Raw genomic sequence first — 24,778 nt, forward strand, 5'->3', positions numbered from 1 at the left:
CTAAGGACGGCGCGTCATGATCGTCAGGATCATGGGGGAGGGCCAGGTGAGGCTGGCGGACAGCCACTTCGCCGAGCTCAACAAGCTGGACGACGAACTGCTCCAGGAGATGGAGGGCGGCGACGGAGAGGGCTTCCGCCGCACGCTGCACGCCCTGCTCGACACGGTGCGCCAGCTGGGCGAGCCGCTGCCGGACGATGCGCTCGAACCCTCGGAGCTGATCCTGCCGGCGCCCGACGCGACCCTCGAAGAGGTCCGCGCCATGCTCGCCGAGGACGGCCTGATCCCCGGCTGACGTCCCGGCGGCGCCCGCCGCCGGACCCGACACCCACCGGGCCCCGCCCCCCGCACCACGGGGGCGGGGCCCGGCCGCGTCCTCCGCCGCCTCCCCACCGCGCAGGCCGCCCCGGCCCCGCCCCGCACCCCGCCCGCGCGGTGAGCCGGGCTCCGGCCACCGGGGACCGCTCCCGGCGGGCGAGGCCGTACCGTCTTCTCCCGTGACCACCCTCGGAGAACGGTTCGCGCGCGGGCGTGGCCGGCTGCGGCAGCATCCGCTCGCGTTCGACGCCGCCCTCGCCCTCGGCGTGCTCGTGTGCATGGTGGCCGGTTCGTTCGTCGACCGGCACGGCGGGCCGCACGGCGGGCCCGACTTCGGGGGGCGCACCCCCGGTGCGAGCAGCGTGCTGCTCATGCTGATCGGCGCCGCCGCCCTCGTACCGCGCCGCCGCAGGCCGCTGGGCGTCCTGCTGTTCACCGGAGCGGTCACGCTCGTCGAGCACGTGTCCCAGGACCCGCCGGCCCCGGTCGCGATGAGCGCCGTGGTCGCCCTCTACACCGTCGCGTCCCGCACCGACCGGCCCACCACCTGGCGGTTCGGCCTGCTGACGATGGTGGTGCTGACGGGCGCCGCGATGCTGTTCGGCGCCGCGCCCTGGTACAGCCAGGAGAACCTGGGCGTCTTCGCGTGGACCGGCATGGCGGCGGCCGCCGGCGACGCCGTCCGCAGCCGCCGCGCCTTCGTGGACGCCATCCGCGAGCGCGCCGAACGCGCCGAGCGGACCCGTGAGGAGGAGGCCCGCCGCCGGGTCGCCGAGGAGCGGCTCCGCATCGCGCGCGACCTCCACGACGTCGTCGCCCATCACATCGCGCTGGTCAACGTCCAGGCCGGTGTCGCCGCCCATGTGATGGACAAGCGGCCGGACCAGGCCAAGGAAGCCCTCGCGCACGTCCGGGAGGCCAGCCGCTCGGCCCTCGACGAGCTGCGCGTCACCGTGGGCCTGCTCCGCCAGTCCGGCGACCCCGAGGCGCCCACCGAGCCGGCCCCCGGCCTCGCCGTCCTCGACGAGCTGCTGGACACCTTCCGCAACGCCGGCCTGCCGGTGGAGCTGGCCCGCACCGACCAGGGCACCGAGCTGCCGGCGGCCGTCGACCTCGCCGCGTACCGGATCATCCAGGAGGCGCTCACCAACGTGCGCAAGCACGCCGGCCCGGACGCCCGGGCGGAGGTGAGCGTCGTCCGGGTGGGCCGGACCGTCGAGGTGACGGTCCTCGACGACGGCGCGCCCACCGGGCAGGCGGCCGACGGCGGCGGCCACGGCCTCCTCGGCATGCGCGAACGCGCCACCGCCCTCGGCGGCGCCCTCTCCGCGGGGCCCCGCTACGGAGGCGGTTTCCGCGTCCAGGCGATACTGCCCGTCACGGCACGGACAGGGGAGGCCACATGACCATCAGGGTGCTGCTCGCCGACGACCAGGCGCTGCTGCGCAGCGCGTTCCGGGTGCTCGTCGACTCCGAGCCGGACATGGAGGTCGTGGGCGAGGCGGCCGACGGGGCGGAGGCGGTGGCCCTGGCCCGCTCCCGGCGGGCCGACGTCGTGCTGATGGACATCCGCATGCCGGGCACGGACGGTCTGGCCGCCACCCGGCTGATCAGCGAGGACCCCGACCTGGCCGGCGTGCGCGTCGTCATGCTGACCACCTTCGAGGTGGACGAGTACGTGGTGCAGGCGCTGCGCGCGGGGGCCTCCGGTTTCCTCGGCAAGGGCGCGGAGCCGGACGAACTGCTGAACGCCATCCGGATCGCCGCCGCCGGCGAGGCGCTGCTGTCGCCGGTCGCCACCAAGGGCCTGATCGCCACGTTCCTGGCGCAGGGCGGACACGGGGACCCCGCCCCGCGGGACGGCGGCGTCTACGCGGAGCGGCTCGCCGCCCTGACCGTACGGGAACGGGAGGTGCTCGTCCTGGTCGGCGGCGGCCACTCCAACGACGAGATCGCCGAGCGGCTGGAGGTCAGTCCGCTCACCGTCAAGACCCACGTCAACCGGGCCATGGCGAAGCTCGGGGCCCGGGACCGCGCCCAGCTGGTCGTCACGGCCTACGAGTCGGGGTTGGTACGTCCCAGGGTGGAGTGAGCGCGCACACCCGTGTACTCCGTTCGGTGTATGCCGGGGATAAGCAAACGGGACCTGGGGGCGACGGAACCGCCACCTCCATGGCTGATCGTATGAAGACCGCCGATCCGCCACGGAAGAGAGACCCCATGTCCTGGCTGTCCAGATTCAGCCTCGCGCAACGGGCCCTGATAGGGCTGATGTCCATCGTGGCGATCGTCTTCGGGGCGATCGCCATCCCGCAGCTCAAGCAACAGCTGCTGCCCTCCATCGAACTTCCGATGGTGTCGGTCCTGGCCCCCTACCAGGGCGCGTCCCCCGACGTGGTCGAGAAGCAGGTCGTCGAACCGCTCGAGGACAGCATCAAGGCGGTCGACGGCATCAAGGGCGTCACCTCCACCGCCAGCGAGGGCAACGCCCTGATCATGGCGACGTTCGACTACGGCGACGAGGGCACCAAGCAGCTCGTCGCCGACGTCCAGCAGGCCGTCAACCGCGCCCGCGCGCAGCTGCCGGACGAGGTGGACCCGCAGGTCGTCGCCGGTTCGACCGACGACATCCCGACGGTCGTCCTCGCGGTCACGTCCGGCAAGGACCAGCAGGCGCTCGCCGGTCAGCTGGAGCGGACCGTCGTCCCGGCCCTGGAGGACATCGAGGGCGTCGGCCAGGTCTCGATCGACGGCGTCCAGGACCTCCAGGTCTCCGTCACGCCCGACGAGCGCAAGCTCGCCGCCGCGGGCCTGAACGCCATGACCCTGTCGGAGGCGCTGCAGGCGGGCGGCGCGACCGTCCCGGCCGGCTCGTTCACCGAGGCGGGCAAGAGCCGCACGGTCCAGGTCGGCGGCGGCTTCACGTCCCTGAAGCAGATCCAGGACCTGGTCATCAAGCCCCCCAAGGGCGACGCGGTCCGCCTCGGCGACATCGCCACCGTGAAGCAGGAGGAGTCCCGCAGGGTCTCCCTGACCCGTACGAACGGCAGGCCGAGCCTCGCCGTCATGGCCACCATGGACAACGACGGCAGCGCCGTCGCCATCTCCGAGGCGGTCAGGGACAAGCTCCCCGGGCTCCGCGAGGACCTGGGCGCGGGCGCCGAGCTGACGGTCGTCTCCGACCAGGGACCGGCGGTCTCCAAGTCGATCTCCGGTCTGACCACCGAGGGCGCGCTCGGTCTCGTCTTCGCCGTCCTGGTCATCCTGGTCTTCCTGGCCTCGCTCCGCTCCACCCTGGTCACCGCGGTCTCCATCCCGCTCTCGGTGGTCCTCGCCCTGATCGTGCTGTGGACCCGCGACCTGTCGCTCAACATGCTGACCCTGGGCGCGCTGACCATCGCGATCGGCCGGGTCGTCGACGACTCGATCGTGGTCCTGGAGAACATCAAGCGGCACCTCGGCTACGGCGAGGAACGCCGGTCCGCCATCCTCACGGCGGTACGCGAAGTGGCGGGCGCCGTCACCTCCTCCACCCTCACCACCGTCGCGGTCTTCCTCCCCATCGGCCTGGTCGGCGGCATGGTGGGCGAGCTGTTCGGCTCGTTCTCCCTCACCGTCACCGCCGCGCTGCTGGCCTCGCTCCTCGTCTCGCTGACCGTCGTCCCGGTCCTCTCGTACTGGTTCCTGCGCGCCCCCAAGGGCACGTCGGCCGACCCGGAGGAGGCACGCCGCAAGGCGGAGGAGAAGGAGAACCGCAGCGTCCTCCAGCGCCTCTACGTGCCCGTGCTGCGCTTCGCGACCCGCCGCCGGCTCACCAGCGTCGCCCTCGCGCTCGTCGTCCTCGTGGGCACCTTCGGCATGGCGCCGCTGCTCAAGACCAACTTCTTCGACCAGGGCGAACAGGAAGTCCTCTCCATCAAGCAGGAGCTTCCGGCCGGCACCGGCCTGGAGGCGGCGGACGCCGCGGCGAAGAAGGTCGAGAAGGTCCTGGCCTCGGTCGACGAGGTGAAGGACTACCAGGTCACCGTCGGCTCGTCCGGTTTCATGGCGGCCTTCGGCGGCGGTACGGGCGCCAACCAGGCCTCGTACCAGGTGACGCTCGACGACTCCGGTTCCTACGAGGCGGCCCGCGACCGCATCGACGCCGAGCTGGGCAAGCTCGACGGCATCGGCGACACGACCATCGCGGCGGGCGACGGCTTCGGCAACCAGGACCTGAGCGTCGTGGTGAAGGCGGCCGACCCCGCCACCCTGAAGAAGGCCTCCGAGCAGGTGCGCGCCGAGGTCGCCGGGCTGAAGGACGTCACCGACGTCCAGAGCGACCTGTCGCAGTCGGTGCCGCGCATCTCGGTCCGGGCCGACGCCAGGGCGGCGCGTGCCGGGTTCACCGACGCCACGCTCGGCATGGCGGTCGCCCAGGCCGTACGCGGCACCCCGGCCGGCAAGGCGATCCTGGACGACACCGAGCGCGACGTCGTCATCACCTCCGCCACCCCGGCCAGGACGCTGGCCCAGCTCCGGCAGCTGCCGCTCGGTCCGGTGAAGCTCGGTGACGTCGCGAAGGTCGAGCTGGTCCCCGGCCCGGTCTCGATGACCCGTATCGACGGCTCGCGCGCCGCGACCATCACGGCGAAGCCGACCGGCGACAACACGGGCGCGGTCAGCGCCGACCTCCAGTCGAGGATCGACGCGCTGGACCTCCCCGAGGGCGCCACCGCGTCCATCGGCGGGGTGTCCGAGGACCAGGAGGAGGCGTTCGCCAACCTCGGCCTGGCGATGCTGGCGGCGATCGCGATCGTCTTCATGCTCCTGGTCGCGACGTTCCGCTCGCTGGTCCAGCCGCTGATCCTGCTGGTCTCCATCCCCTTCGCGGCCACCGGGGCCATCGGCCTCCTGGTCGCCACGGGCACCGCGATGGGCGTCCCGGCGATGATCGGCATGCTGATGCTGATCGGCATCGTGGTCACCAACGCGATCGTGCTGATCGACCTGATCAACCAGTACCGGGCCCAAGGCCTCGGCGTCATCGAGTCGGTCATCGAGGGCGGTCGCCACCGCCTCCGCCCGATCCTGATGACCGCCCTGGCGACGATCTTCGCGCTGCTCCCGATGGCACTCGGGATCACCGGCGAGGGCGGCTTCATCGCCCAGCCGCTCGCGGTCGTGGTGATCGGCGGCCTGGTGACCTCCACCCTGCTCACCCTGCTCCTGGTGCCGACGCTGTACGCGATGGTGGAGCTCCGCAAGGAGCGCCGCCGCGCCAAGCGCGAGGCCAGGCGCGCCGCCAAGTCGGCGCCGAAGCCCTCGGAGCGCGAGGACACCCCGGCCCCGGCCAACGCCTGACGAACCCGCACGGCCCCGCCCTCGGCCCTCCGCCGGGGGCGGCGCCACGCCAAGAGGGGCGCCCCGCGGCAATGCGGGGCGCCCCTCTTCGCGTACGTACCGGACGGGCCGCTACGGCAGCGCCAGCATCCGCTCCAGGGCCAGCTTGGCGAAGCTCTCCGTCTCGCGGTCGACCTGGATCCGGTTGACCAGGTTGCCCTCGGCCAGCGACTCCAGCGCCCACACCAGGTGCGGCAGGTCGATCCGGTTCATGGTGGAGCAGAAGCAGACCGTCCTGTCGAGGAAGACGATCTCCTTGCCCTCGCTGGCGAAACGGTTCGCCAGGCGCTGGACCAGGTTCAGCTCCGTACCGATCGCCCACTTCGAGCCGGCCGGGGCCGCCTCCAGGGTCTTGATGATGTACTCGGTCGAGCCGACGTAGTCCGCCGCCGCCACGACCTCGTGCTTGCACTCGGGGTGCACCAGCACGTTGACGCCCGGGATCCGCTCCCGCACGTCGTTGACCGAGTCCAGCGAGAAACGCCCGTGCACGGAGCAGTGGCCGCGCCACAGGATCATCTTGGCCCCGCGCAGCTCCTCCGCCGTCAGGCCGCCGTTCGGCTTGTGCGGGTTGTAGAGGACGCAGTCGTCCAGGGACATGCCCATGTCCCGGACGGCGGTGTTGCGGCCCAGGTGCTGGTCCGGCAGGAAGAGGACCTTCTCGCCCTGCTCGAAGGCCCAGTCGAGGGCGCGCTTGGCGTTCGAGGAGGTGCAGATCGTGCCGCCGTGCTTGCCGGTGAAGGCCTTGATGTCGGCGGAGGAGTTCATGTACGAGACCGGGACCGTCACCTCCGCGATGCCCGCCTCCGTCAGGACGTCCCAGCACTCCGCGACCTGCTCGGCCGTGGCCATGTCGGCCATGGAGCACCCGGCCGCCAGGTCGGGCAGCACGACCTTCTGGTCGTCGGTGGTGAGGATGTCGGCCGACTCGGCCATGAAGTGCACGCCGCAGAAGACGATGTACTCGGCCTCCGGCCGCGCCGCCGCGTCCCGGGCGAGCTTGAAGGAGTCGCCGGTGACGTCCGCGAACTGGATGACCTCGTCGCGCTGGTAGTGGTGGCCCAGGACGAAGACCTTGTTCCCCAGCTTCTCCTTGGCCGCGCGGGCGCGCTCGACCAGGTCGGGGTCGGACGGGGACGGGAGGTCACCGGGACACTCGACTCCCCGCTCGCTCTTGGGGTCGGCCTCGCGGCCGAGCAGCAGCAGGGCGAGGGGCGACGGCTGGACGTCCAGGGGCTGGGCGGTGGTCACGTCACGCACCCTTTCTTTTCTGCGGAGAGCCTTTTCGTCTAAATGACGCTATCTATCATAACCGCTTCACGTCACTTTGACGATGTCCATAGTGTCGATGTGACACATCCCCTCTCCACGTGCCGGTGCTTGCCCGGAGCCCGGTGTGCGAGCATGAAAGGGAAAGACAAGCGCTGTGCCCGGAATGAATCCGCGGCCCCGCCGGTTGCAACCGGTCGGCAAGCAGTCTCCGTACAACCCGGGAGAGAAGCAGATGTCCGTATCGGACGAGAAGACCACTGTCAGCGACGGCATCCTCCTGTCGGACGCCGCCGCGGCCAAGGTCAAGGCCCTGCTCGACCAGGAAGGCCGCGACGACCTGGCACTGCGCGTCGCCGTTCAGCCCGGTGGCTGCTCCGGCCTGCGTTACCAGCTCTTCTTCGACGAGCGTTCGCTCGACGGTGACGTCGTCAAGGACTTCAACGGCGTCAAGGTCGTCACCGACCGCATGAGCGCCCCGTACCTGGGCGGCGCCTCCATCGACTTCGTCGACACGATCGAGAAGCAGGGCTTCACCATCGACAACCCCAACGCCACCGGCTCCTGCGCCTGCGGCGACTCCTTCAGCTAGGCCCCGGGCGTCCGCGGTGCGGGCGCACGGGCCGCGCGGGGTGACAGAAGGCAAGGGCGGCGGCCCCGGAGAGATCCGGGGCCGCCGCCCTTTGCGCCCGTCGTGCCCGGCCGGTCAGCGCCGGGGCACCCGCTCGCCGCTCGCCGCGTCCACGACCTGGCGGCTCCCCAGCGGCTGGTCCAGGGTCACCGTCCCGGTGATCTCCTTGGCGATCAGGATGCACACCCGGCCCGGCTCGATCGGCGTCTCGACCACCTTCAGCCGCACCTGCGTACCGCTCTCCTCGGCCTCGACGGTGTACTTGCTGCACACCCCGCCCCAGAACCGGGCCGTCAGGATCCGGCCGTCCAAGCCGTACGACTCGACCTGCCGCGGCGCCTTCCCGGTCCCCGGCGTCTCCGGGGCGTCCGGCGTCGCCGGCGGCGGAGCGGGCACCAGGTGCGCGGGCGCCACCGCCGGATAGGTGATCGTGAACGGCCGCGCGTCGCCCTTGGGCGCCACCTCGAACAGCCACGACGGCACGAGCGCCGACCGCCCCGCCGTGTGGTGCGCCGCCAGCCCGAAGACCGCCCCGGAGACCGTCACCGTCTCCTTGGCCGCCGGGGGAGTGCCCGGCTTGCAGGGTGCCACCGGCTTCGTCCCGGAGTCCTCCAGCGGCGCGGGCGTGGCACACCCGCCGATGTTCCCGCCGCCCGGCCGCTTCCCGTCGCCCGCCCCGGCGTTCAGCAGCTTCAGCGCCGCCGCCGCGCCGATCACCGGGTACGCGTGGCTCTCCGCCGGGGCCTTCAGCCGCCCGCTCGCGCCGGTGAGGGAGCCGTCGGAGCCCACCTGCACGCCGGTCGACCAGCCGTACGTCGGGAGCCCGCCGACGACCGGGTCCGCGTTCACCACCCGTACCGCGCCCATCACCTGCGTGGCGTCCAGCTCGGCGTCCTGCTGGCCCAGCGCGGCGAGGACCGGGGCGGCGGCCTTCTTCGCGGCGGCCTCGTCCACCGGCCGCCCGCCCAGGCCCTCCGGGGTGGCCGCACCGGTCGAGGGGCACTCCTTGCCCTTCAGGCAGTTGTCCCCGGCCGGCGCCGTCCCGAACGTCCAGGCGCCCGGCGCCTGCCGGTCCACCTGGAGGGTCGCACCCGAGCCGTCCTTGTCCGGCCCGACCTTCCACACCGAGCCGACCGCCCTGGGCGTGCCGCCGACGCCCAGCGCTCGGGCCAGCCGCGCCACCTCGTCGGCGCCGACCGTGCCCTGCGGGCGGTACACGTGCGCCGAGCCGGGCCCCTCGGGCAGCGGCCCCGCGGCGCGGTACACCACCCCGCCCGGGTCCGGTTCCCCGGGGGCGATGCCCGGGCCGCCCGGCCCCGTACCGCCCTCGGTGTGACCGTCCAGCGCCAGCGGCGGCGGCTGCGTACCGCCCGCCGCGGGGGCACCGCCCCGCCGGTCGCCGCCGTCCGAGGCGGCCGTGGCGAAGTACGCGCCCCCGCCCCCGGCGAGCAGCACGGCCGCCGCCACCGAGGCGACGGCCAGCGGCGAACGCTTCCGGCGAGGGTTCTCCTGTGTCGGCTCGCTGGCCGGCTCCGGCTCCGTACTGCTCACCGCAATGCTCCTTCGTACGCCGTGGCCCCTTTACGGGAGACACCCGTGGGACGGAGCACGGGAGCGTGCGGTTCCCTCAGGCGCCGTACTCCGGCGTGGCGGCGATCAGCCGGGCGGAAGCGGCCGGGACGACCACCCCGTGGATCAGGGACGGCGACACCGGGGCGGGCGCGCTCTCGGCCGGCACCACCCAGTGGGGAACCATGCGCGCGCTGTCCCCGCGCAGCTCGGCCAGGGTCGGATCGGACTCGTACTGCTCGCGCGTGACGGTGAAGTTCGACATAAGCGCACCGTACGCACGTGAGTGCCGACCTAAAAAGACCTACTATCGGGTAGTTTCCGCCTGTGGGGGGCGCCGCCGACCCGGTAGCGTGAACTGTCAACTCCACCTTCCCGCAGGAGCACCCAGCCGTGCGTATCGCAGTCACCGGCTCCATCGCCACCGACCACCTCATGACCTTCCCCGGCCGATTCGCCGACCAGCTGGTCGCCGATCAGCTGCACACGGTCTCCCTCTCCTTCCTGGTCGACAACCTCGACGTCCGCAGGGGAGGGGTGGCGGCCAACATCTGCTTCGGCATGGGGCAGCTCGGCACCCGTCCCGTCCTCGTCGGGGCGGCGGGCTCGGACTTCGACGAGTACCGCGCCTGGCTGGACCGGCACGGCGTGGACACCGGGTCCGTACGGATCTCCGAGGTGCTGCACACCGCGCGCTTCGTCTGCACCACGGACGCCGACCACAACCAGATCGGCTCCTTCTACACCGGTGCGATGAGCGAGGCCCGCCTCATCGAGCTCAAGGCCGTCGCCGACCGGGTCGGCGGGCTCGACCTGGTCTCCATCGGCGCGGACGACCCCGAGGCGATGCTCCGCCACACGGAGGAGTGCCGCAGCCGGGACATCCCGTTCGCCGCCGACTTCTCGCAGCAGATCGCCCGCATGGACGGCGACGAGATCCGCACGCTCCTCGACGGCGCGACGTACCTGTTCTCCAACGAGTACGAGAAGGGACTCATCGAGTCCAAGACCGGCTGGACCGACGAGGAGATCCTCTCCAGGGTCGGCCACCGCGTGACCACCCTCGGCTCGCGGGGCGTCCGGATCGAGAAGGCCGGCGAGCCGGTCATCGAGGTCGGCTGCCCGGAGGAGCACGCCAAGGTCGACCCGACCGGCGTCGGCGACGCCTTCCGGGCCGGCTTCCTGTCCGGCCTGTCCTGGGGCGTCGGCCTGGAGCGCGCGGCCCAGGTCGGCTGCATGCTGGCCACCCTGGTCATCGAGACGCTCGGCACCCAGGAGTACACCCTGAGCCGTGCCCCCTTCATGGACCGCTTCACCAAGGCGTACGGCCACGAGGCCGCCGACGAGGTCCTGCGGCACCTGCCGTAACCGCCCGCCCGCCCGCGACCCGGGCCCGCAACCGCTCCCGGGTGGCGGGCGGAACCTACGACGTCCGGCGGACCGTGTACGCGGTACCGCGCTCCGCCGGACGCTCGCCCACGTACTCCTGGCCGCGCATCCCGCACCAGGCCGGGATGTCCAGCCGGGCCGCCTCGTCGTCGGAGAGGACCGTCACGGTGCCGCCGACCGGGACGTCGCCGAACACCTTGGCCAGCTCGATCACCGGGACCGGGCACCGTCTGCCGAGCGCGTCCACCACGAGCGACCGGTCGCCCCCGGCCGCCGGCCCGGACGCGGGCGCGCCGAACCGCTCCCGGATCCCCGCCACGACGCCCGGCAGCACCTCCAGGAACCGGTCCACGTCCGCCTCCGCCGTACCGGGCGGCAGCGACACCCGGACGTTGCCCTCCGACAGCACCCCCATCGCGCGCAGCACATGGCTGGGCGTCAGCGTCGAACTCGTGCACGACGAACCGGAGGAGACGGAGAACCCGGCCCGGTCCAGCTCGTGCAGGAGCGCCTCCCCGTCGACATAGAGACACGAGAAGGTCACCAGGTGCGGGAGGCGCCGCACCGGATCGCCGGCCACCTCCACATCGGGCACGAGCTCCGGCACCCGCGTCCGGATCCGCTCCACCAGCTCCCGCAGCCGCGCGCCCTCCCCGGCCGCCTCCGCGCGCACCGCCCGCAGCGAGGCGGCCGCCGCGACGATGCCCGGGATGTTCTCGAACCCGGCCGAGCGCCCCGACTCCCGCTCGTCCGCCGGTCCTTGCGGCGCGAACCGCACGCCCTTGCGCACCACCAGGAGCCCGACCCCCGCGGGGCCGCCCCACTTGTGGGCGCTCGCCGCCAGCAGCGACCAGTCGCCCGCCACCGGCCCCCACGCCAGCGACTGGGCGGCGTCCACCAGCAGCGGCACGCCCGCCTCCCGGCACGCCGCCGCCACCTCGGCCACCGGCTGCTCGGTGCCCACCTCGTGGTTGGCCGACTGGAGGCAGGCGAGCGCCGTGTCTTCCCGCAGCGCGGCGGCGTACGCGTCCGGCGCCACCCGCCCGCCCCGGTCGACCGGGACCTCGGTCACCGTCCCGCCGGCCGCCCCGTGCGCGGCGGCCGAATGGAGCACGGACGAGTGCTCCACCGCCGACACGACCAGGTGCCGACCGGTCCGCCGGCGCCCGGCGAGCGCCCCGGCAACCCCGGAGTGCACCGCCGCCGTCCCCGAAGGAGTGAACACCAGCTCGTCGGGACGGCACCCGACGGCCTCCGCGGCGGCCTCCCGCGCCGCGTCCAGCAGCAGCCGGGCACGCCGTCCCTCCCGGTACAGGCGGGCGGGGTCGGCCCACCCCTCGTCCAGCGCGGCCTGCAGGGCCTGGCGGGCGACCGGGTGGAGCGGGGCGGCGGAAGCGGAATCGAAGTAGGGCACACGGCCACGCTAACTCCGCGGGACCCGAACACGGCCGCCGACCGGGACGGCAGCCCGCCGGGCCCCCGGAATTCCGGCCCGGAACACCCCTTCGGGGTGCCCTGCGGCGCGTTGGGCACCCTCCCCGCGCGACCCCAAATAGCGTCCAGTAGGGTTTGGTCCGCATAAACATCCAAACCCCTGCCCGCGTCAGGGCCGGCGACCGACCAGCGTGACGGCCGCAGCCGACCGCGCGGGCGAGACTCTCGGGAAGGCGCTACGTGAGTCCCAACGGCTCCGACCGCTCGTCGCGGCGCCCGATGCGGCGGAAGCTGCCGCAGGTGCTGACTGCGGGCCTGATCCTGGCTACCGCCACCGGTTGCTCGTACAACTGGGAGGATTTCCCCCGCCTTGGTATGCCCACCCCGGTGACGGAGGAGGCCCCGCGGATCCTCTCCCTCTGGCAGGGCTCGTGGGCGGCTGCGCTCGCCACGGGCGTGCTGGTCTGGGGCCTGATCCTGTGGAGCGTCATCTTCCACCGGCGTAGCCGCACCAAGGTCGAGGTTCCTCCGCAGACCCGGTACAACATGCCCATCGAGGCGCTGTACACGGTGACCCCGCTCATCATCGTCTCGGTGCTCTTCTACTTCACCGCGCGCGACGAGTCGAAGCTCCTGGCCCTCTCGGACAAGCCGACCCACACCATCGGTGTGGTCGGTTACCAGTGGAGCTGGGGCTTCAACTACATCGAGAACGTCGACGGCAAGGCCGACACGGGCAACGCGCCCGCCAAGGAACTGGCCGTCATCCCCGACAAGTACCAGAAGCAGTTCCCCCAGGGAGCCGAGGGCGTCTACGACTACGGCATCCCGGGCACGCGGAACCCGCAGAACGGCAACCCGGGCCCGACCCTGTGGCTGCCGAAGGGCGAGAAGGTCCGGTTCATCCTGACCTCGCGTGACGTCATCCACTCGTTCTGGGTCGTCCCCTTCCTGTTCAAGCAGGACGTCTTCCCCGGTCACAACGTGAACGTCTTCGAAGTGACCGCGACGAAGGAGGGCACCTTCAAGGGCAAGTGCGCCGAGCTCTGCGGCGTCGACCACTCCCGGATGCTCTTCAACGTCAAGGTCGTCTCCCCGGAGCGCTACCAGCAGCACCTGAAGGAGCTGGCCGAGAAGGGGCAGACGGGTTACATCCCGGCGGGCATGGAGATCACCGACTCGGCCAGGAACTCGGAGAGCAACCAACTGTGAGCATCCTCAACGAACCTCAGGGTGCCGCCACGGCAGCCGACGGCTCGCGTGAGCCGTACGAGAACGAGCTGCCCGTCCGGCGCAGGCACCCCGGCGGTGTGGTCGTGAAGTGGCTGACCACCACCGACCACAAGACCATCGGCACGCTTTACCTGGTCACGTCGTTCGTCTTCTTCTGCATCGGCGGTCTGCTGGCGCTCTTCATGCGCGCCGAGCTGGCCCGTCCGGGTACGCAGATCATGTCGAACGAGCAGTTCAACCAGGCGTTCACGATGCACGGCACGATCATGCTGCTGATGTTCGCGACGCCGCTGTTCGCCGGTTTCGCCAACTGGATCATGCCGCTGCAGATCGGCGCGCCCGACGTGGCGTTCCCGCGGCTGAACATGTTCGCGTACTGGCTGTACCTTTTCGGCTCGCTCATCGCGGTGGCCGGCTTCCTCACCCCGCAGGGTGCGGCCGACTTCGGCTGGTTCGCCTACACGCCGCTGTCGGACGCGATCCGGTCGCCGGGCGTCGGCGCCGACATGTGGATCATGGGTCTGGCCTTCTCCGGCTTCGGCACGATCCTCGGCTCGGTCAACTTCATCACCACGATCATCTGCATGCGCGCACCCGGCATGACGATGTTCCGCATGCCGATCTTCACCTGGAACGTGCTGCTGACCGGTGTGCTGGTCCTGCTCGCCTTCCCGGTCCTCGCCGCCGCGCTCTTCGCGCTGGAGGCCGACCGCAAGTTCGGCGCCCACATCTTCGACCCCGCCAACGGCGGCGCGTTGCTGTGGCAGCACCTCTTCTGGTTCTTCGGCCACCCAGAGGTGTACATCATCGCCCTGCCGTTCTTCGGCATCGTGTCGGAGATCATCCCGGTCTTCAGCCGCAAGCCGATGTTCGGTTACATCGGCCTGGTGGCCGCGACCATCGCGATCGCCGGCCTGTCCGTGACGGTGTGGGCGCACCACATGTACGTCACCGGCGGTGTGCTGCTGCCGTTCTTCTCCTTCATGACCTTCCTGATCGCGGTACCGACCGGTGTGAAGTTCTTCAACTGGATCGGCACCATGTGGAAGGGGTCGCTGTCCTTCGAGACACCGATGCTCTGGACGATCGGCTTCCTGGTCACCTTCACCTTCGGTGGTCTGACCGGCGTCATCCTGGCTTCCCCCCCGATGGACTTCCACGTCTCCGACTCGTACTTCGTCGTCGCGCACTTCCACTACGTCGTCTTCGGCACCGTGGTCTTCGCGATGTTCGCCGGATTCCACTTCTGGTGGCCGAAGTTCACCGGCAAGATGCTGGACGAGCGCCTGGGCAAGATCACGTTCTGGACGCTGTTCATCGGCTTCCACGGCACGTTCCTGGTGCAGCACTGGCTCGGCGCCGAGGGCATGCCGCGCCGTTACGCGGACTACCTCGCCGCCGACGGCTTCACCCTGCTGAACACGATCTCCACGATCGCCTCGTTCCTGCTGGGCATGTCGATCCTGCCGTTCTTCTACAACGTCTGGAAGACCGCCAAGTACGGCAAGAAGGTCGAGGTCGACGACCCGTGGGGCTACGGCCGCTCGCTGGAGTGGGCGACCTCCTGCCCGCCGCCGCGGCACAACTTCCTCACGCTGCCGCGCATCCGCTCGGAATCCCCGGCCTTCGACCTGCATCACCCTGAGATCGCCGCCGTCGGCCAGCTCGAGAACCACGGGCAGAAGGACACCGCGCTGTTCGGTGGCAAGGAGGTCGGCAAGTGAAGATCCAGGGCAAGATGTTCATCTGGCTGAGCATCTTCATCCTCGCCATGGCGATCCTCTATGGCGTGTGGTCGAAGGAGCCGGCCGGTACGACGGCGCTCTTCCTGGCCTTCGGCCTGTCGATCATGATCGGCTACTACCTGGCCTTCACGGCCCGGCGAGTGGACGCCATGGCGCAGGACGACAAGGAGGCGGACGTCGCGGACGAGGCCGGTGAGGTCGGCTTCTTCTCGCCGCACAGCTGGCAGCCGCTCTCCCTGGCGATCGGTGGTGCCTTCGCCTTCCTGGCCGTCGCGCTCGGCTGGTGGCTCCTGTACTTCTCCCTGCCGCTGATCCTGATCGGCGTCTGGGGATGGGTCTTCGAGTACTACCGGGGCGAGAACCAGAACCAGTAGGACCGGGCGGCCCGCGGGCCGCGCCCGGCAAGGGGCCCGGTGACCTCCGTACGGAGGTCACCGGGCCCCTCTTTCGAAGTCATCCTTTTGGAGTCATCCGGCGTGCCGCTGCCATCACACCTTCCTACGGTGTGGTTATGAGCAACACGCCCCGCATGCGCATCGCCACAAGCTGCACCCTGCTGGTCGCCGCCGTCGGCGCGAGTGCGACCGCGTGCGGTGGTCCGGACGGCCACCCCCTGTCCACCAAGCCGTACGACGCGGCCCGCCAGGTCGCGTTCAACGCCCCGTCCGGCACCGCCAAGGCGGCCCTCGACAAGCCGCTCGAAGTCACCGCCAAGGGCAAGGACGGCCGCATCACGGACGTCACGGCCGTCGACACGGCCGGGCACTACCTCGCGGGCGAACTGTCCGCCGACGGCAGCCGCTGGCGCTCCACGGCCCCTCTGGTGGCCGGGACCCGCTACACCGTCAGGGTCGCCACGGAGGACCGCAAGGGCGCTCCCGGCGCCCGTACGCTCACCTTCGAGACCGCCCGGGCGAAGAAGGTGCTGAACGTCGCATTCGGCCCGGAGGCGGGCAAGTACGGCGTCGGACAGCCCATCACGGCGGAGCTCAGCGCCCCGGTCACCACCAAGGAGGGCCGGGCCGCCGTCGAGCGCTCCCTGAAGGTGCGCTCCACGCCCGCGGTGACGGGCGCCTGGTACTGGGTCGACGACAAGAAGCTGCACTATCGCCCGAAGGAGTACTGGCCCGTCGGCGCGTCCGTCACCGTCACGGGCAATCTCGCGGGCGTGAGGGTCGCGGGCGACCTCTACGGCGGCTCGGCCAAGTCCCTGAACCTCAGCATCGGCGACCGCGTCGAGGCCATCACGGACGCCGGCAGCCACCGGATGACGGTCAAGCGGAACGGAAAGGTGATCAACACCATTCCGGTGACCACCGGGAAACCGGGCTTCTCCACCCGTAACGGGATCAAAGTGGTGCTGGGCAAGGAGTACTTCGTCCGGATGCGCAGCACCACCGTCGGCATCGCGGCGGGCAGCAGCGAGTCGTACGACCTGCCGGTGTACTACGCCACCCGGGTGACGTGGAGCGGCGAGTACGTCCACGCCGCCCCCTGGTCCGTCGGGTCGCAGGGGTCCGCCAACGTCAGCCACGGCTGCACCGGCATGTCCACCAGCAACGCCGCCTGGTTCTACGAGAACGTCCGCCCGGGCGACCTGGTCCACGTCATCAACAGCGAGGGCAAGGAGATGGACCACTTCGGCAACGGCTTCGGCGACTGGAACCTGCCCTGGGACAAGTGGCAGGCGGGCAGCGCCGCCCGCGCCGACGCCCCCCGCACCGAGCAGATGAGGCTCCGGCCGGCCTTCTAGGGCCCGGTTCCGCCTGCCGCCTCCGGGCCGTGCCCCGGAGGCGGACCGGGCCGCCTCGGGCCGCCGAGAGCTACGCCTCCACGGCCAGCCGGCTGCGCAGCAGGCCCGCCAGGGCGTCCGCGAACTCCACCGGGTCGACCGGGAGGGTCACCGCGGCGTCCGCGCGGCTCCAGGTGGCCAGCCAGGCGTCCTGGGGGCGCCCGATGAGCACCAGCACGGGCGGGCAGCGGAAGACCTCGTCCTTGATCTGCCGGCACACGCCCATGCCGCCCGCCGGCACCGCCTCGCCGTCCAGGACGCAGACGTCCACACCGCCCAGTTCCAGCCGCTCCAGCACGGCCGGGAGCGTCGCGCACTCGACGTACTCGACCGGCGGAACGTCGGACGCGGGCCTGCGCCCGGCCGCCAGCCGCACCTGCTCGCGGGTGTTGGCGTCGTCGCTGTAGACCAGGACGGTGGCGCTCGACTGCATTGTTCCTCCGAGTACGTCGGCGGCATGGGGCAGGAAGGCAGGTACCGATGCGCCGGATGCTACTCCTCCCCACCGCCCCTCCACACCGGTTCGGACACCCCTTCGAGCCCCTTCCGATGGGCCGTTCGGGCTGGACGGAACCCACCAACACACCGAACGGCACCCCCCGGAGTGAGGGCGGGATAAGCGACCGACATAATGTCGGTCGTGGCGACAGCAACGACAGTAGAAACCGGGCACGCGCACCCGTCGGTCAATCGGCCGAACCTCACCAGCGTCGGAACCATCATCTGGCTGAGTTCCGAGCTGATGTTCTTCGCGGCCCTCTTCGCGATGTACTTCACCCTGCGATCGGTGACGGGTGCCGAGTTCTGGGCAGAGAAAGCCGACACGCTGAACTTCCCGTTCTCGGCTACCAACACCACGATCCTGGTGCTCTCCTCGCTCACCTGCCAGCTCGGCGTGTTCGCCGCCGAGCGGGGTGACGTGAAGAAGCTCCGCACGTGGTTCGTGATCACGTTCGTGATGGGTGCGATCTTCATCGGAGGCCAGGTCTTCGAGTACACCGAGCTGGTGAAGCACGAGGGCCTCTCGCTCTCGTCGGACCCGTACGGCTCCGTGTTCTACCTGACCACCGGCTTCCACGGCCTGCACGTGACGGGCGGTCTCATCGCCTTCCTGCTGGTCCTCGGCCGTACCTACGCGGCCAAGAGATTCACTCACGAGCAGGCAACCGCCGCCATCGTCGTGTCCTACTACTGGCACTTCGTCGATGTCGTCTGGATCGGCCTCTTCGCCACGATCTACATGATCAAGTAGTCGGGCCGTACCTCAGGTACACCCGACACATCCAGCAAGCACCGACGCAGAAGATCCTGACACCGGGGTAATCCGTGAAAAAGCTCTCCGCACGACGACGCCATCCGCTGGCGGCGGTCGTCGTCCTACTCCTCGCGCTGGCGGCCACTGGGGGGCTGTACGCCGCGTTCGCGCCCGCGGGCAAGGCGCAGGCAGACGAAACCGCCCAGTCCCTCGCCATCGAGGAGGGCAAGAAGCTCTACACCGTCGGCTGCGCCAGCTGCCACGGAACCGGCGGTCAGGGAACCACTGACGGCCCGAGCCTGGTCGGCGTCGGCTCCGCAGCCGTGGACTTCCAGGTCGGCACCGGCCGCATGCCGGCGCAGCAGCCCGGCGCCCAGGTGCCGAAGAAGAAGAACATCTACTCGCAGGCCGAGATCGACCAGCTGGCCGCGTACATCGCGTCGCTCGGCGCCGGTCCGATCACGCCGACCGAGAAGCAGTACAGCCCGGAGGGCGCGGACATCGCCAAGGGTGGCGACCTGTTCCGCACCAACTGCGCCCAGTGCCACAACTTCACCGGCGAGGGCGGTGCCCTGACGCACGGCAAGTACGCCCCCAGCCTCGAAGGCGTGAGCGAGAAGCACATCTACGAGGCCATGCAGACCGGCCCGCAGAACATGCCGTCCTTCCCCGACACCACGCTGCCGGAGAAGGAGAAGAAGGACATCATCGCGTACATCAAGACCGTGAACGGTGACGAGACCGCCACCCCCGGCGGCTTCGCGCTGGGCGGTCTGGGCCCGGTCAGCGAGGGCCTGTTCGGATGGATCTTCGGTCTGGGTTCCCTGATCGCTGTCGCCGTCTGGGTCGCGGCCCACACCGCTAAGGCCAAGAAGTCATGAGTAGCCAAGAGATTTCAGAAGCAGACCTGCCGCACGAGCAGGCCACCACGCACGGCACGGCGGTGGCGGAGCACCCGTTCGCCGACCCGGGGCTGCCGCCCCACAAGCCGCGCATCCAGGACATCGACGAGCGGGCCGCCAAGCGCTCCGAGCGCACGGTCGCCCTGCTGTTCACGCTGTCGATGCTGGCCACGATCGGCTTCATCGCCTCCTTCGTGATCTTCCCGGTCGACAAGATCGTCTACGTCTGGCCGCTGGGTCACGTCAGCGCGACCAACCTGTCGCTGGGTCTGACGCTGGGCCTCGCGCTCTTCTGCATCGGCGCGGGCGCGGTCCACTGGGCCCGCACCCTGATGTCCGACGAGGAGATGGCCGACGACCGGCACGCCATCGAGGCGACGCCCGAGGTCAAGGCCAAGGTCATGGCGGACTTCGCGGACGGCGCGCGCGAGTCGGCCATCGGCCGCCGCCCGCTGATCCGCAACACCATGTTCGGCGCGCTGGCCATGGTGCCGCTCTCCGGCGTGGTGCTCCTGCGCGAGCTGGGCCCGCTGCCCGAGAAGAAGCTCTTCCACACCGGGTGGAGCGAGGGCAAGCAGCTCATCAACATGAACACCAATGAGCCGCTGCGTCCCGAGGACGTCGCGGTGGGCTCGCTCACCTTCGCCAAGCCCGAGGGCCTGGAGGAGTCCGACCACGACTTCAACAACAAGATCGCCAAGGACGCCTTGATGATCGTCCGGATCCAGCCGGAGGACATCAAGGACAAGCGCGAGCTGGAGTGGTCGCACGAGGGCATCGTCGCCTTCTCGAAGATCTGCACCCACGTGGGCTGCCCGATCTCCCTGTACGAGCAGCAGACCCACCACGTCCTCTGCCCGTGCCACCAGTCCACCTTCGACCTCTCCGACGGCGCCCGCGTCATCTTCGGCCCGGCCGGGCACGCCCTCCCGCAGCTGCGGATCGGCGTAGACGACGAGGGCTTCCTCCAAGCGCTCGGCGACTTCTCCGAGCCCGTCGGCCCTGCATTCTGGGAGCGCGGATGAGCACCACGACCGCAAGCGACGCCAAGCGCAAGGCGCCCGCCGGCGAGCGGGTCGCCGACTGGGCCGACGGCCGGCTGGGGATCTACGGCCTCGCCAAGGCCAACATGCGCAAGATCTTCCCGGACCACTGGTCCTTCATGCTGGGTGAGATCTGCCTCTACAGCTTCCTGATCATCATCCTCACGGGTGTGTATCTGACGCTGTTCTTCCACCCGAGCATGAACGAGATCGAGTACCACGGCTCGTACGTGCCGATGCAGGGCATCCGCATGACCGAGGCGTACGCCTCGACCCTGGACATCAGCTTCGACGTCCGCGGTGGCCTGCTCATCCGGCAGATCCACCACTGGGCCGCGGTGGTCTTCCTCGCGGGCATGTTCGTGCACATGATGCGCGTCTTCTTCACCGGCGCGTTCCGCAAGCCGCGTGAGATCAACTGGCTGTTCGGCTTCCTGCTGTTCGTCCTCGGCATGTTCACCGGCTTCACCGGTTACTCGCTCCCGGACGACCTGCTCTCCGGCACCGGTGTCCGCTTCACCCAGGGCGCGATCCTGTCCATGCCGATCGTCGGCACGTACATCTCGATGTTCCTGTTCGGCGGGGAGTTCCCGGGCCACGACATCATCGCCCGGTTCTACTCGATCCACATCCTGCTGCTGCCGGGCATCATGCTCGGCCTCGTGGTGGCGCACCTGATCCTGGTCTTCTACCACAAGCACACGCAGTTCCCCGGCCCCGGCCGGACGAACAAGAACGTCGTCGGCATGCCGCTGCTGCCGGTGTACATGGCGAAGGCCGGAGGCTTCTTCTTCCTGGTCTTCGGTGTGATCGCGATCATCTCCGCGCTGTTCACGATCAACCCGATCTGGGCCCTCGGCCCGTACCGCCCGGACCAGGTGTCCACCGGCGCCCAGCCCGACTGGTACATGGGCTTCGCCGAGGGTCTGGTCCGTGTCATGCCGGGCTGGGAGATCAACCTGTGGGGCCACACGCTCGTCCTGGGCGTGCTCATCCCGCTGGTCGTCTTCGGCATCATGCTGGCCGCGATCGCGCTCTACCCGTTCATCGAGTCGTGGATCACCGGCGACAAGCGCGAACACCACCTGCTGGACCGGCCGCGCAACGCGCCGACCCGGACCGCGCTGGGTGTCGCCTGGGTCACCGGCTACATGGTCATGCTGATCGGTGGTGGCAACGACATCTTCGCCACCCACTTCCACCTGTCGATCAACTCGATCACCTGGTTCGTCCGGATCTTCTTCTTCCTCGGACCGGTCATCGCGTTCATCGTCACCAAGCGGATCTGCATGGGCCTCCAGCGCCGCGACAAGGACAAGGTGCTGCACGGACGCGAGTCCGGCATCATCAAGCGCCTGCCGCACGGTGAGTTCGTCGAGATCCACGAGCCCCTCAGCCAGGCCCAGCTGCACGCGCTCACCGCGCACGAGCAGTACGCGCCGGCCGAGATCGGCCCGACGGTCGACGAGAACGGCGTGGAGCGCAAGCCGACCCGTACGGAGAAGCTCCGGGCGAAGCTCAGCAAGGGCTACTACGGCGAGGGGAACCAGGTTCCCAAGGCCACCGCCGAGGAGTACAAGGAGATCACCAGCGGCCACGGCCACCACTGATCACCCGCCCCCGGGGTGTACCCCGGGGGACCCGAGGTCGCCACACCACGAAGAGCCCCGTCCACTCGATGGACGGGGCTCTTCGCGGTGCCCGGGGGTCGATAAGGTGGTGGTGATCCCCGTACGCCCCGTACGGACGTCACGACGACACCAGGAGCGGCCATGAGCGCTGTGCACCCCGCTGGTGGGGGAGCCCCCCGCGAAGCGAGGGGGAGCGACATCGCGGCGGGCCGCTCGTGGCCCGAGGTCCTGAACGCCCTGCTGGAGGGGCGCGACCGGAGCGCCGACGACACGGCCTGGGCGATGGACCGCATCATGCGGGGCGAGGCCACCGACGCCCAGATCGCCGGCTTCGCGGTCGCCCTGCGCGCCAAGGGCGAGACGGTCGAGGAGATCACCGGCCTGGTGCGCGCCATGTACGCGCACGCCAACCTCATCGAGGTGCCCGGCCCGTCCGTCGACCTCGTCGGCACCGGCGGCGACGGAGCCAGGACCGTCAACATCTCGACCATGTCCGCGATCGTCGTCGCCGGTACCGGCGCCAAGGTCGTCAAGCACGGCAACCGCGCCGCCTCCTCCGCCTCCGGTTCCTCGGACGTGCTGGAGAAGCTGGGCGTCAACCTCGACCTCACGCCCCGGCGGGTCGCCGAGGTGGCGGAGGAGGCCGGTATCACGTTCTGCTTCGCGGTGAAGTTCCACCCGGCGCTGCGGCACGTGGCGGCCGCCCGCAAGGAACTCGGCATCCGGACGACGTTCAACTTCCTCGGCCCGCTGACCAACCCCGCGCGCGTGCAGGCCCAGGCGACCGGGGTCGCCGACGCCCGGATGGCCCCCATCATGGCCGGGGTGCTCGCCGGGCGCGGCTCCTCGGCGCTGGTGTTCCGCGGTGACGACGGGCTGGACGAGCTCACCACCACGGCCACCTCGAAGGTGTGGATCGTCCGGGACGGCGCGGTGCGCGAGGAGACCTTCGATCCGAGGGACGTGGGCATCGGCCTGGTGCCCGTCGAGGCCCTGCGCGGCGCGGACGCCTCGTACAACGCGGACGTGGCCCGGCGGCTGCTGGCCGGCGAGACCGGTCCCGTGCGGGACGCGGTGCTGCTCAACGCGGCGGCGGCGCTGGTCGCGCTGGAGCCGTCGGACGCCCCGCTGGTGGAGCGGATCGCGGAGGGCATCGCCCGGGCGGCCGAGTCGGTCGACTCCGGTGCGGCGCGGGCGGCGCTGGACCGCTGGGTGGCGGCGAGCAACGCGTAGGCGGGCCGCGGCCCCTGATCGCCCGTGGGGGCGGTGCCCGGTGGGCGCCGCCCCCACGGGCGTCCTCGGGGGCGGGGTGCCCCGCACGGGCGCCCCCGCCCCCGAGGACCTCCATGCCGGATGGTGGGACGGTGTCCCGGCATCCGGACACGGGTTGCGCGCGGGCGATCACGTGGCTTAACTTCTCGGCAGGTCATGAGTGACAGCGACCACGGCCCCGGCCCGCTGTCCGGCAACCCTCCGTCCGTGGCGGGGTGCCCCGGGTGAAGACCAGGCCGTCGGCGGCGAAGCCGGCGGCAAGCGCGGACCCCTGCACACCCTGGGGTCCTGGTCCTCAAGGGAGCAGTCTCGTGAGCAAGCGAATGCGATAGGGCGTCTCCGCCCCTCCTCCGGCACACCCTCCTTCCTTACGCCGCGCCGCACCCCCCGTGCCTCCGCGCGACGAATTCGCCTGCCCTGTACGGGAGTTCGCCATGTCTGTCACCGCCGTCGCCGCCGACCAGTCCGTCTGTGCCCCGCTGCCCGTCCTGGGCCGGGACGTCACCGTGCCGCTCGTCACCGGCGGCGAGGTCACCTACGCCGCGCTCGACTACGCCGCCAGCGCACCGGCCCTCCAGCGGGTGTGGGACGACGTGGCCGCGTACGCGCCGTACTACGGCAGCGTGCACCGGGGCGCCGGGTACCTGTCGCAGCTGTCGACCGACCTGTTCGAGAACAGCCGCGCCGCGGTGGCGGAGTTCCTCGACTGCCGGGAGGCCGACCAGGTCGTCTTCACCCGGTCGACCACCGACTCGCTGAACCTGCTGGCCGCCGCGCTGCCCGCCGGCTGCCAGGTGTTCGTCTTCGAGACCGAGCACCACGCCTCGCTGCTGCCCTGGGGGAACGCGCGGGTCACCTACCTCGACGCGCCCCGTACGCCCGGGGAGGCCGTCACGACCCTGGAGCGGGCCCTCGCCGACCGTGACCCGTACGGTCCGGCGCTGGTCTGCGTGACGGGTGCGTCGAACGTGACGGGGGAGCTCTGGCCGGTACGGGAGCTGGCCGCCGCCGCGCACGCCCACGGCGCCCGCATCGTCCTGGACGCCGCCCAGCTGGCGCCCCACCACCCGGTCTCCGTGAGGGACCTGGACGTCGACTGGGTGGCCTTCTCCGGGCACAAGCTGTACGCCCCGTTCGGCTCCGGCGTCCTCGCCGGGCGGGCCGACTGGCTGCGCGAGGCCGAGCCGTACCTGGCCGGCGGCGGCGCGTCCCGCAAGGTGGCGCGGCGCGCCGACGGCGGGGTGGACGTCGAGTGGCACACCACCGCCGCCCGCCACGAGGCCGGCTCGCCCAACGTCATCGGCGTGTACGCCATCGCCTCGGCCTGCAAGGCGCTCGCCGAGGCCGGGTTCGACGACCTGGTGGCGCGCGAGCGGTACCTCGTCGCCAAGGTGCGCGAGGGGCTCGCCGGCGTCCCCGAGGTGAAGGTGCTGTCGCTGTTCGGCGACGAGGCGCCGCGCGTCGGTGTCATCTCCTTCGTCGTGCGCGGCTGGAACAGCTCGCACTTCGCGGCCGCCCTGTCGGCCGAGTACGGCATCGGGGTCCGCGACGGACTGTTCTGCGCCCACCCGCTGGTGCGCACCCTGCTGGGCGGCGACCCGCAGGACGTCGGCGAGTGCGGCGCGCCGGACGGGGGCACCACCTCCCTCAACGCCATCCGGGTCAGCTTCGGGGCGGGCACGCCGGACGAGCACGTCGACCGGTTCGTACGGGCCGTGAAGGAGCTCGTCCGGGACGGTGCGCGGTGGAAGTACCGCACGGAGGACGGGCGTTGCGTGCCGGACCGCGGCTGACGTCACCGCGGGGCGGGTGAGCGCACGGCCGGCGGGGCGGGCACGGCGGCCGGCGCGTGCCGGCCGCGGCCCCCGCCGCCGCCCGCCGCGGGCGCGCGCGAGCCGGAGCACGCGGAGGCA

21 protein-coding genes and 1 riboswitch are annotated in these 24,778 nt (G+C 71.0%); of the genes, 16 read left to right on the forward strand and 5 right to left on the reverse strand.

Going from position 1 to position 24,778, the window contains the following annotated elements:
* The first annotated feature begins 16 nt into the window (after positions 1–16).
* The 4 genes from pspAA (at position 17) to A4V12_RS21580 (ending at position 5,661) form a co-directional block, all read left to right on the forward strand.
* The gene (gene pspAA, locus A4V12_RS21565) at positions 17–295 is read left to right on the forward strand and encodes a PspA-associated protein PspAA (protein WP_064071051.1); all 279 of its coding nucleotides are present in this window, start codon (positions 17–19) and stop codon (positions 293–295) included.
* A 202-nt stretch (positions 296–497) separates the two neighbouring features.
* On the forward strand, positions 498–1,724 hold the full coding sequence (locus A4V12_RS21570; RefSeq protein WP_064071052.1) for a sensor histidine kinase: 1,227 nt from the start codon (positions 498–500) through the stop codon (positions 1,722–1,724).
* Positions 1,721–2,410, forward strand: coding sequence for a response regulator (locus A4V12_RS21575; RefSeq protein WP_064071053.1), 690 nt, complete (start codon positions 1,721–1,723; stop codon positions 2,408–2,410). Before A4V12_RS21570 ends, A4V12_RS21575 begins: the two co-directional genes overlap by 4 nt.
* 128 nt (positions 2,411–2,538) lie before the next feature.
* Positions 2,539–5,661 carry an efflux RND transporter permease subunit gene (locus A4V12_RS21580; RefSeq protein WP_064071054.1) on the forward strand — a complete coding sequence of 1,041 codons (3,123 nt, stop codon included), beginning with the start codon at positions 2,539–2,541 and terminating at the stop codon, positions 5,659–5,661.
* A gap of 111 nt (positions 5,662–5,772) precedes the next feature.
* On the opposite strand, the gene nadA is transcribed toward A4V12_RS21580, so the two are convergent.
* Entirely contained in the window at positions 5,773–6,951 is a 1,179-nt protein-coding gene (gene nadA / locus A4V12_RS21585) for a quinolinate synthase NadA (RefSeq protein WP_079137236.1), read from the reverse strand.
* A 253-nt stretch (positions 6,952–7,204) separates the two neighbouring features.
* Here nadA and erpA point away from each other — a divergent pair, with 253 nt between their 5' ends.
* Positions 7,205–7,561: an iron-sulfur cluster insertion protein ErpA gene (erpA, locus tag A4V12_RS21590; protein WP_064071056.1), complete on the forward strand. Its 357-nt coding sequence runs from the start codon at positions 7,205–7,207 to the stop codon at positions 7,559–7,561.
* Positions 7,562–7,675: 114 nt separating this feature from the next.
* On the opposite strand, the gene A4V12_RS21595 is transcribed toward erpA, so the two are convergent.
* Positions 7,676–9,151 (reverse strand): hypothetical protein, encoded by a 1,476-nt coding sequence (locus A4V12_RS21595; protein WP_064071057.1) that lies wholly within the window; start codon positions 9,149–9,151, stop codon positions 7,676–7,678.
* A 76-nt stretch (positions 9,152–9,227) separates the two neighbouring features.
* A complete protein-coding gene (locus A4V12_RS21600; RefSeq protein ID WP_064071058.1) occupies positions 9,228–9,434 on the reverse strand; it encodes a hypothetical protein in 207 nt (68 codons plus the stop codon).
* A gap of 128 nt (positions 9,435–9,562) precedes the next feature.
* Here A4V12_RS21600 and A4V12_RS21605 point away from each other — a divergent pair, with 128 nt between their 5' ends.
* Complete coding sequence (locus A4V12_RS21605) at positions 9,563–10,537, forward strand: carbohydrate kinase family protein (protein WP_064071059.1); 975 nt, start codon at positions 9,563–9,565, stop codon at positions 10,535–10,537.
* A 55-nt stretch (positions 10,538–10,592) separates the two neighbouring features.
* Here A4V12_RS21605 and A4V12_RS21610 read toward each other — a convergent pair whose 3' ends face one another.
* Positions 10,593–11,972: a cysteine desulfurase/sulfurtransferase TusA family protein gene (locus A4V12_RS21610; protein WP_064071060.1), complete on the reverse strand. Its 1,380-nt coding sequence runs from the start codon at positions 11,970–11,972 to the stop codon at positions 10,593–10,595.
* A 260-nt stretch (positions 11,973–12,232) separates the two neighbouring features.
* Between A4V12_RS21610 and ctaC the strand changes: the two genes are divergently transcribed.
* From ctaC to A4V12_RS21630, 4 genes are all read left to right on the forward strand, one after another.
* Complete coding sequence (ctaC, locus tag A4V12_RS21615) at positions 12,233–13,204, forward strand: aa3-type cytochrome oxidase subunit II (protein ID WP_064071061.1); 972 nt, start codon at positions 12,233–12,235, stop codon at positions 13,202–13,204.
* Positions 13,201–14,949, forward strand: a complete 1,749-nt coding sequence (gene ctaD / locus A4V12_RS21620) for an aa3-type cytochrome oxidase subunit I (RefSeq protein WP_064071062.1) — start codon at positions 13,201–13,203, stop codon at positions 14,947–14,949. The genes ctaC and ctaD overlap by 4 nt, the downstream gene beginning before the upstream one ends.
* Complete coding sequence (locus A4V12_RS21625) at positions 14,946–15,344, forward strand: cytochrome c oxidase subunit 4 (RefSeq protein WP_064071063.1); 399 nt, start codon at positions 14,946–14,948, stop codon at positions 15,342–15,344. The genes ctaD and A4V12_RS21625 overlap by 4 nt, the downstream gene beginning before the upstream one ends.
* Positions 15,345–15,481: 137 nt before the next feature.
* A complete protein-coding gene (locus A4V12_RS21630) occupies positions 15,482–16,723 on the forward strand; it encodes a L,D-transpeptidase (RefSeq protein ID WP_064071064.1) in 1,242 nt (413 codons plus the stop codon).
* A gap of 70 nt (positions 16,724–16,793) precedes the next feature.
* On the opposite strand, the gene A4V12_RS21635 is transcribed toward A4V12_RS21630, so the two are convergent.
* On the reverse strand, positions 16,794–17,195 hold the full coding sequence (locus A4V12_RS21635; RefSeq protein ID WP_064071065.1) for a response regulator transcription factor: 402 nt from the start codon (positions 17,193–17,195) through the stop codon (positions 16,794–16,796).
* 198 nt (positions 17,196–17,393) lie between these two features.
* Between A4V12_RS21635 and ctaE the strand changes: the two genes are divergently transcribed.
* The 6 genes from ctaE (at position 17,394) to A4V12_RS21665 (ending at position 24,658) form a co-directional block, all read left to right on the forward strand.
* Complete coding sequence (gene ctaE, locus A4V12_RS21640; RefSeq protein ID WP_064071066.1) at positions 17,394–18,014, forward strand: aa3-type cytochrome oxidase subunit III; 621 nt, start codon at positions 17,394–17,396, stop codon at positions 18,012–18,014.
* Between the two features lie 74 nt (positions 18,015–18,088).
* A complete protein-coding gene (gene qcrC, locus A4V12_RS21645) occupies positions 18,089–18,898 on the forward strand; it encodes a cytochrome bc1 complex diheme cytochrome c subunit (protein ID WP_064071067.1) in 810 nt (269 codons plus the stop codon).
* Positions 18,895–19,944 carry a cytochrome bc1 complex Rieske iron-sulfur subunit gene (gene qcrA, locus A4V12_RS21650; RefSeq protein WP_064071068.1) on the forward strand — a complete coding sequence of 350 codons (1,050 nt, stop codon included), beginning with the start codon at positions 18,895–18,897 and terminating at the stop codon, positions 19,942–19,944. The genes qcrC and qcrA overlap by 4 nt, the downstream gene beginning before the upstream one ends.
* Positions 19,941–21,572: a cytochrome bc1 complex cytochrome b subunit gene (gene qcrB, locus A4V12_RS21655; protein WP_064071069.1), complete on the forward strand. Its 1,632-nt coding sequence runs from the start codon at positions 19,941–19,943 to the stop codon at positions 21,570–21,572. Before qcrA ends, qcrB begins: the two co-directional genes overlap by 4 nt.
* 162 nt (positions 21,573–21,734) lie before the next feature.
* A complete protein-coding gene (gene trpD, locus A4V12_RS21660; protein ID WP_064071070.1) occupies positions 21,735–22,826 on the forward strand; it encodes an anthranilate phosphoribosyltransferase in 1,092 nt (363 codons plus the stop codon).
* 191 nt (positions 22,827–23,017) lie between these two features.
* Positions 23,018–23,135, forward strand: a riboswitch (SAM riboswitch).
* 164 nt (positions 23,136–23,299) lie between these two features.
* Positions 23,300–24,658 carry an aminotransferase class V-fold PLP-dependent enzyme gene (locus A4V12_RS21665; RefSeq protein ID WP_064071071.1) on the forward strand — a complete coding sequence of 453 codons (1,359 nt, stop codon included), beginning with the start codon at positions 23,300–23,302 and terminating at the stop codon, positions 24,656–24,658.
* The last annotated feature ends 120 nt before the right edge of the window (positions 24,659–24,778 follow it).

The sequence above is a fragment of the Streptomyces noursei genome, from assembly GCF_001646665.1.
Taxonomy (GTDB): domain Bacteria; phylum Actinomycetota; class Actinomycetes; order Streptomycetales; family Streptomycetaceae; genus Streptomyces; species Streptomyces lavendulocolor.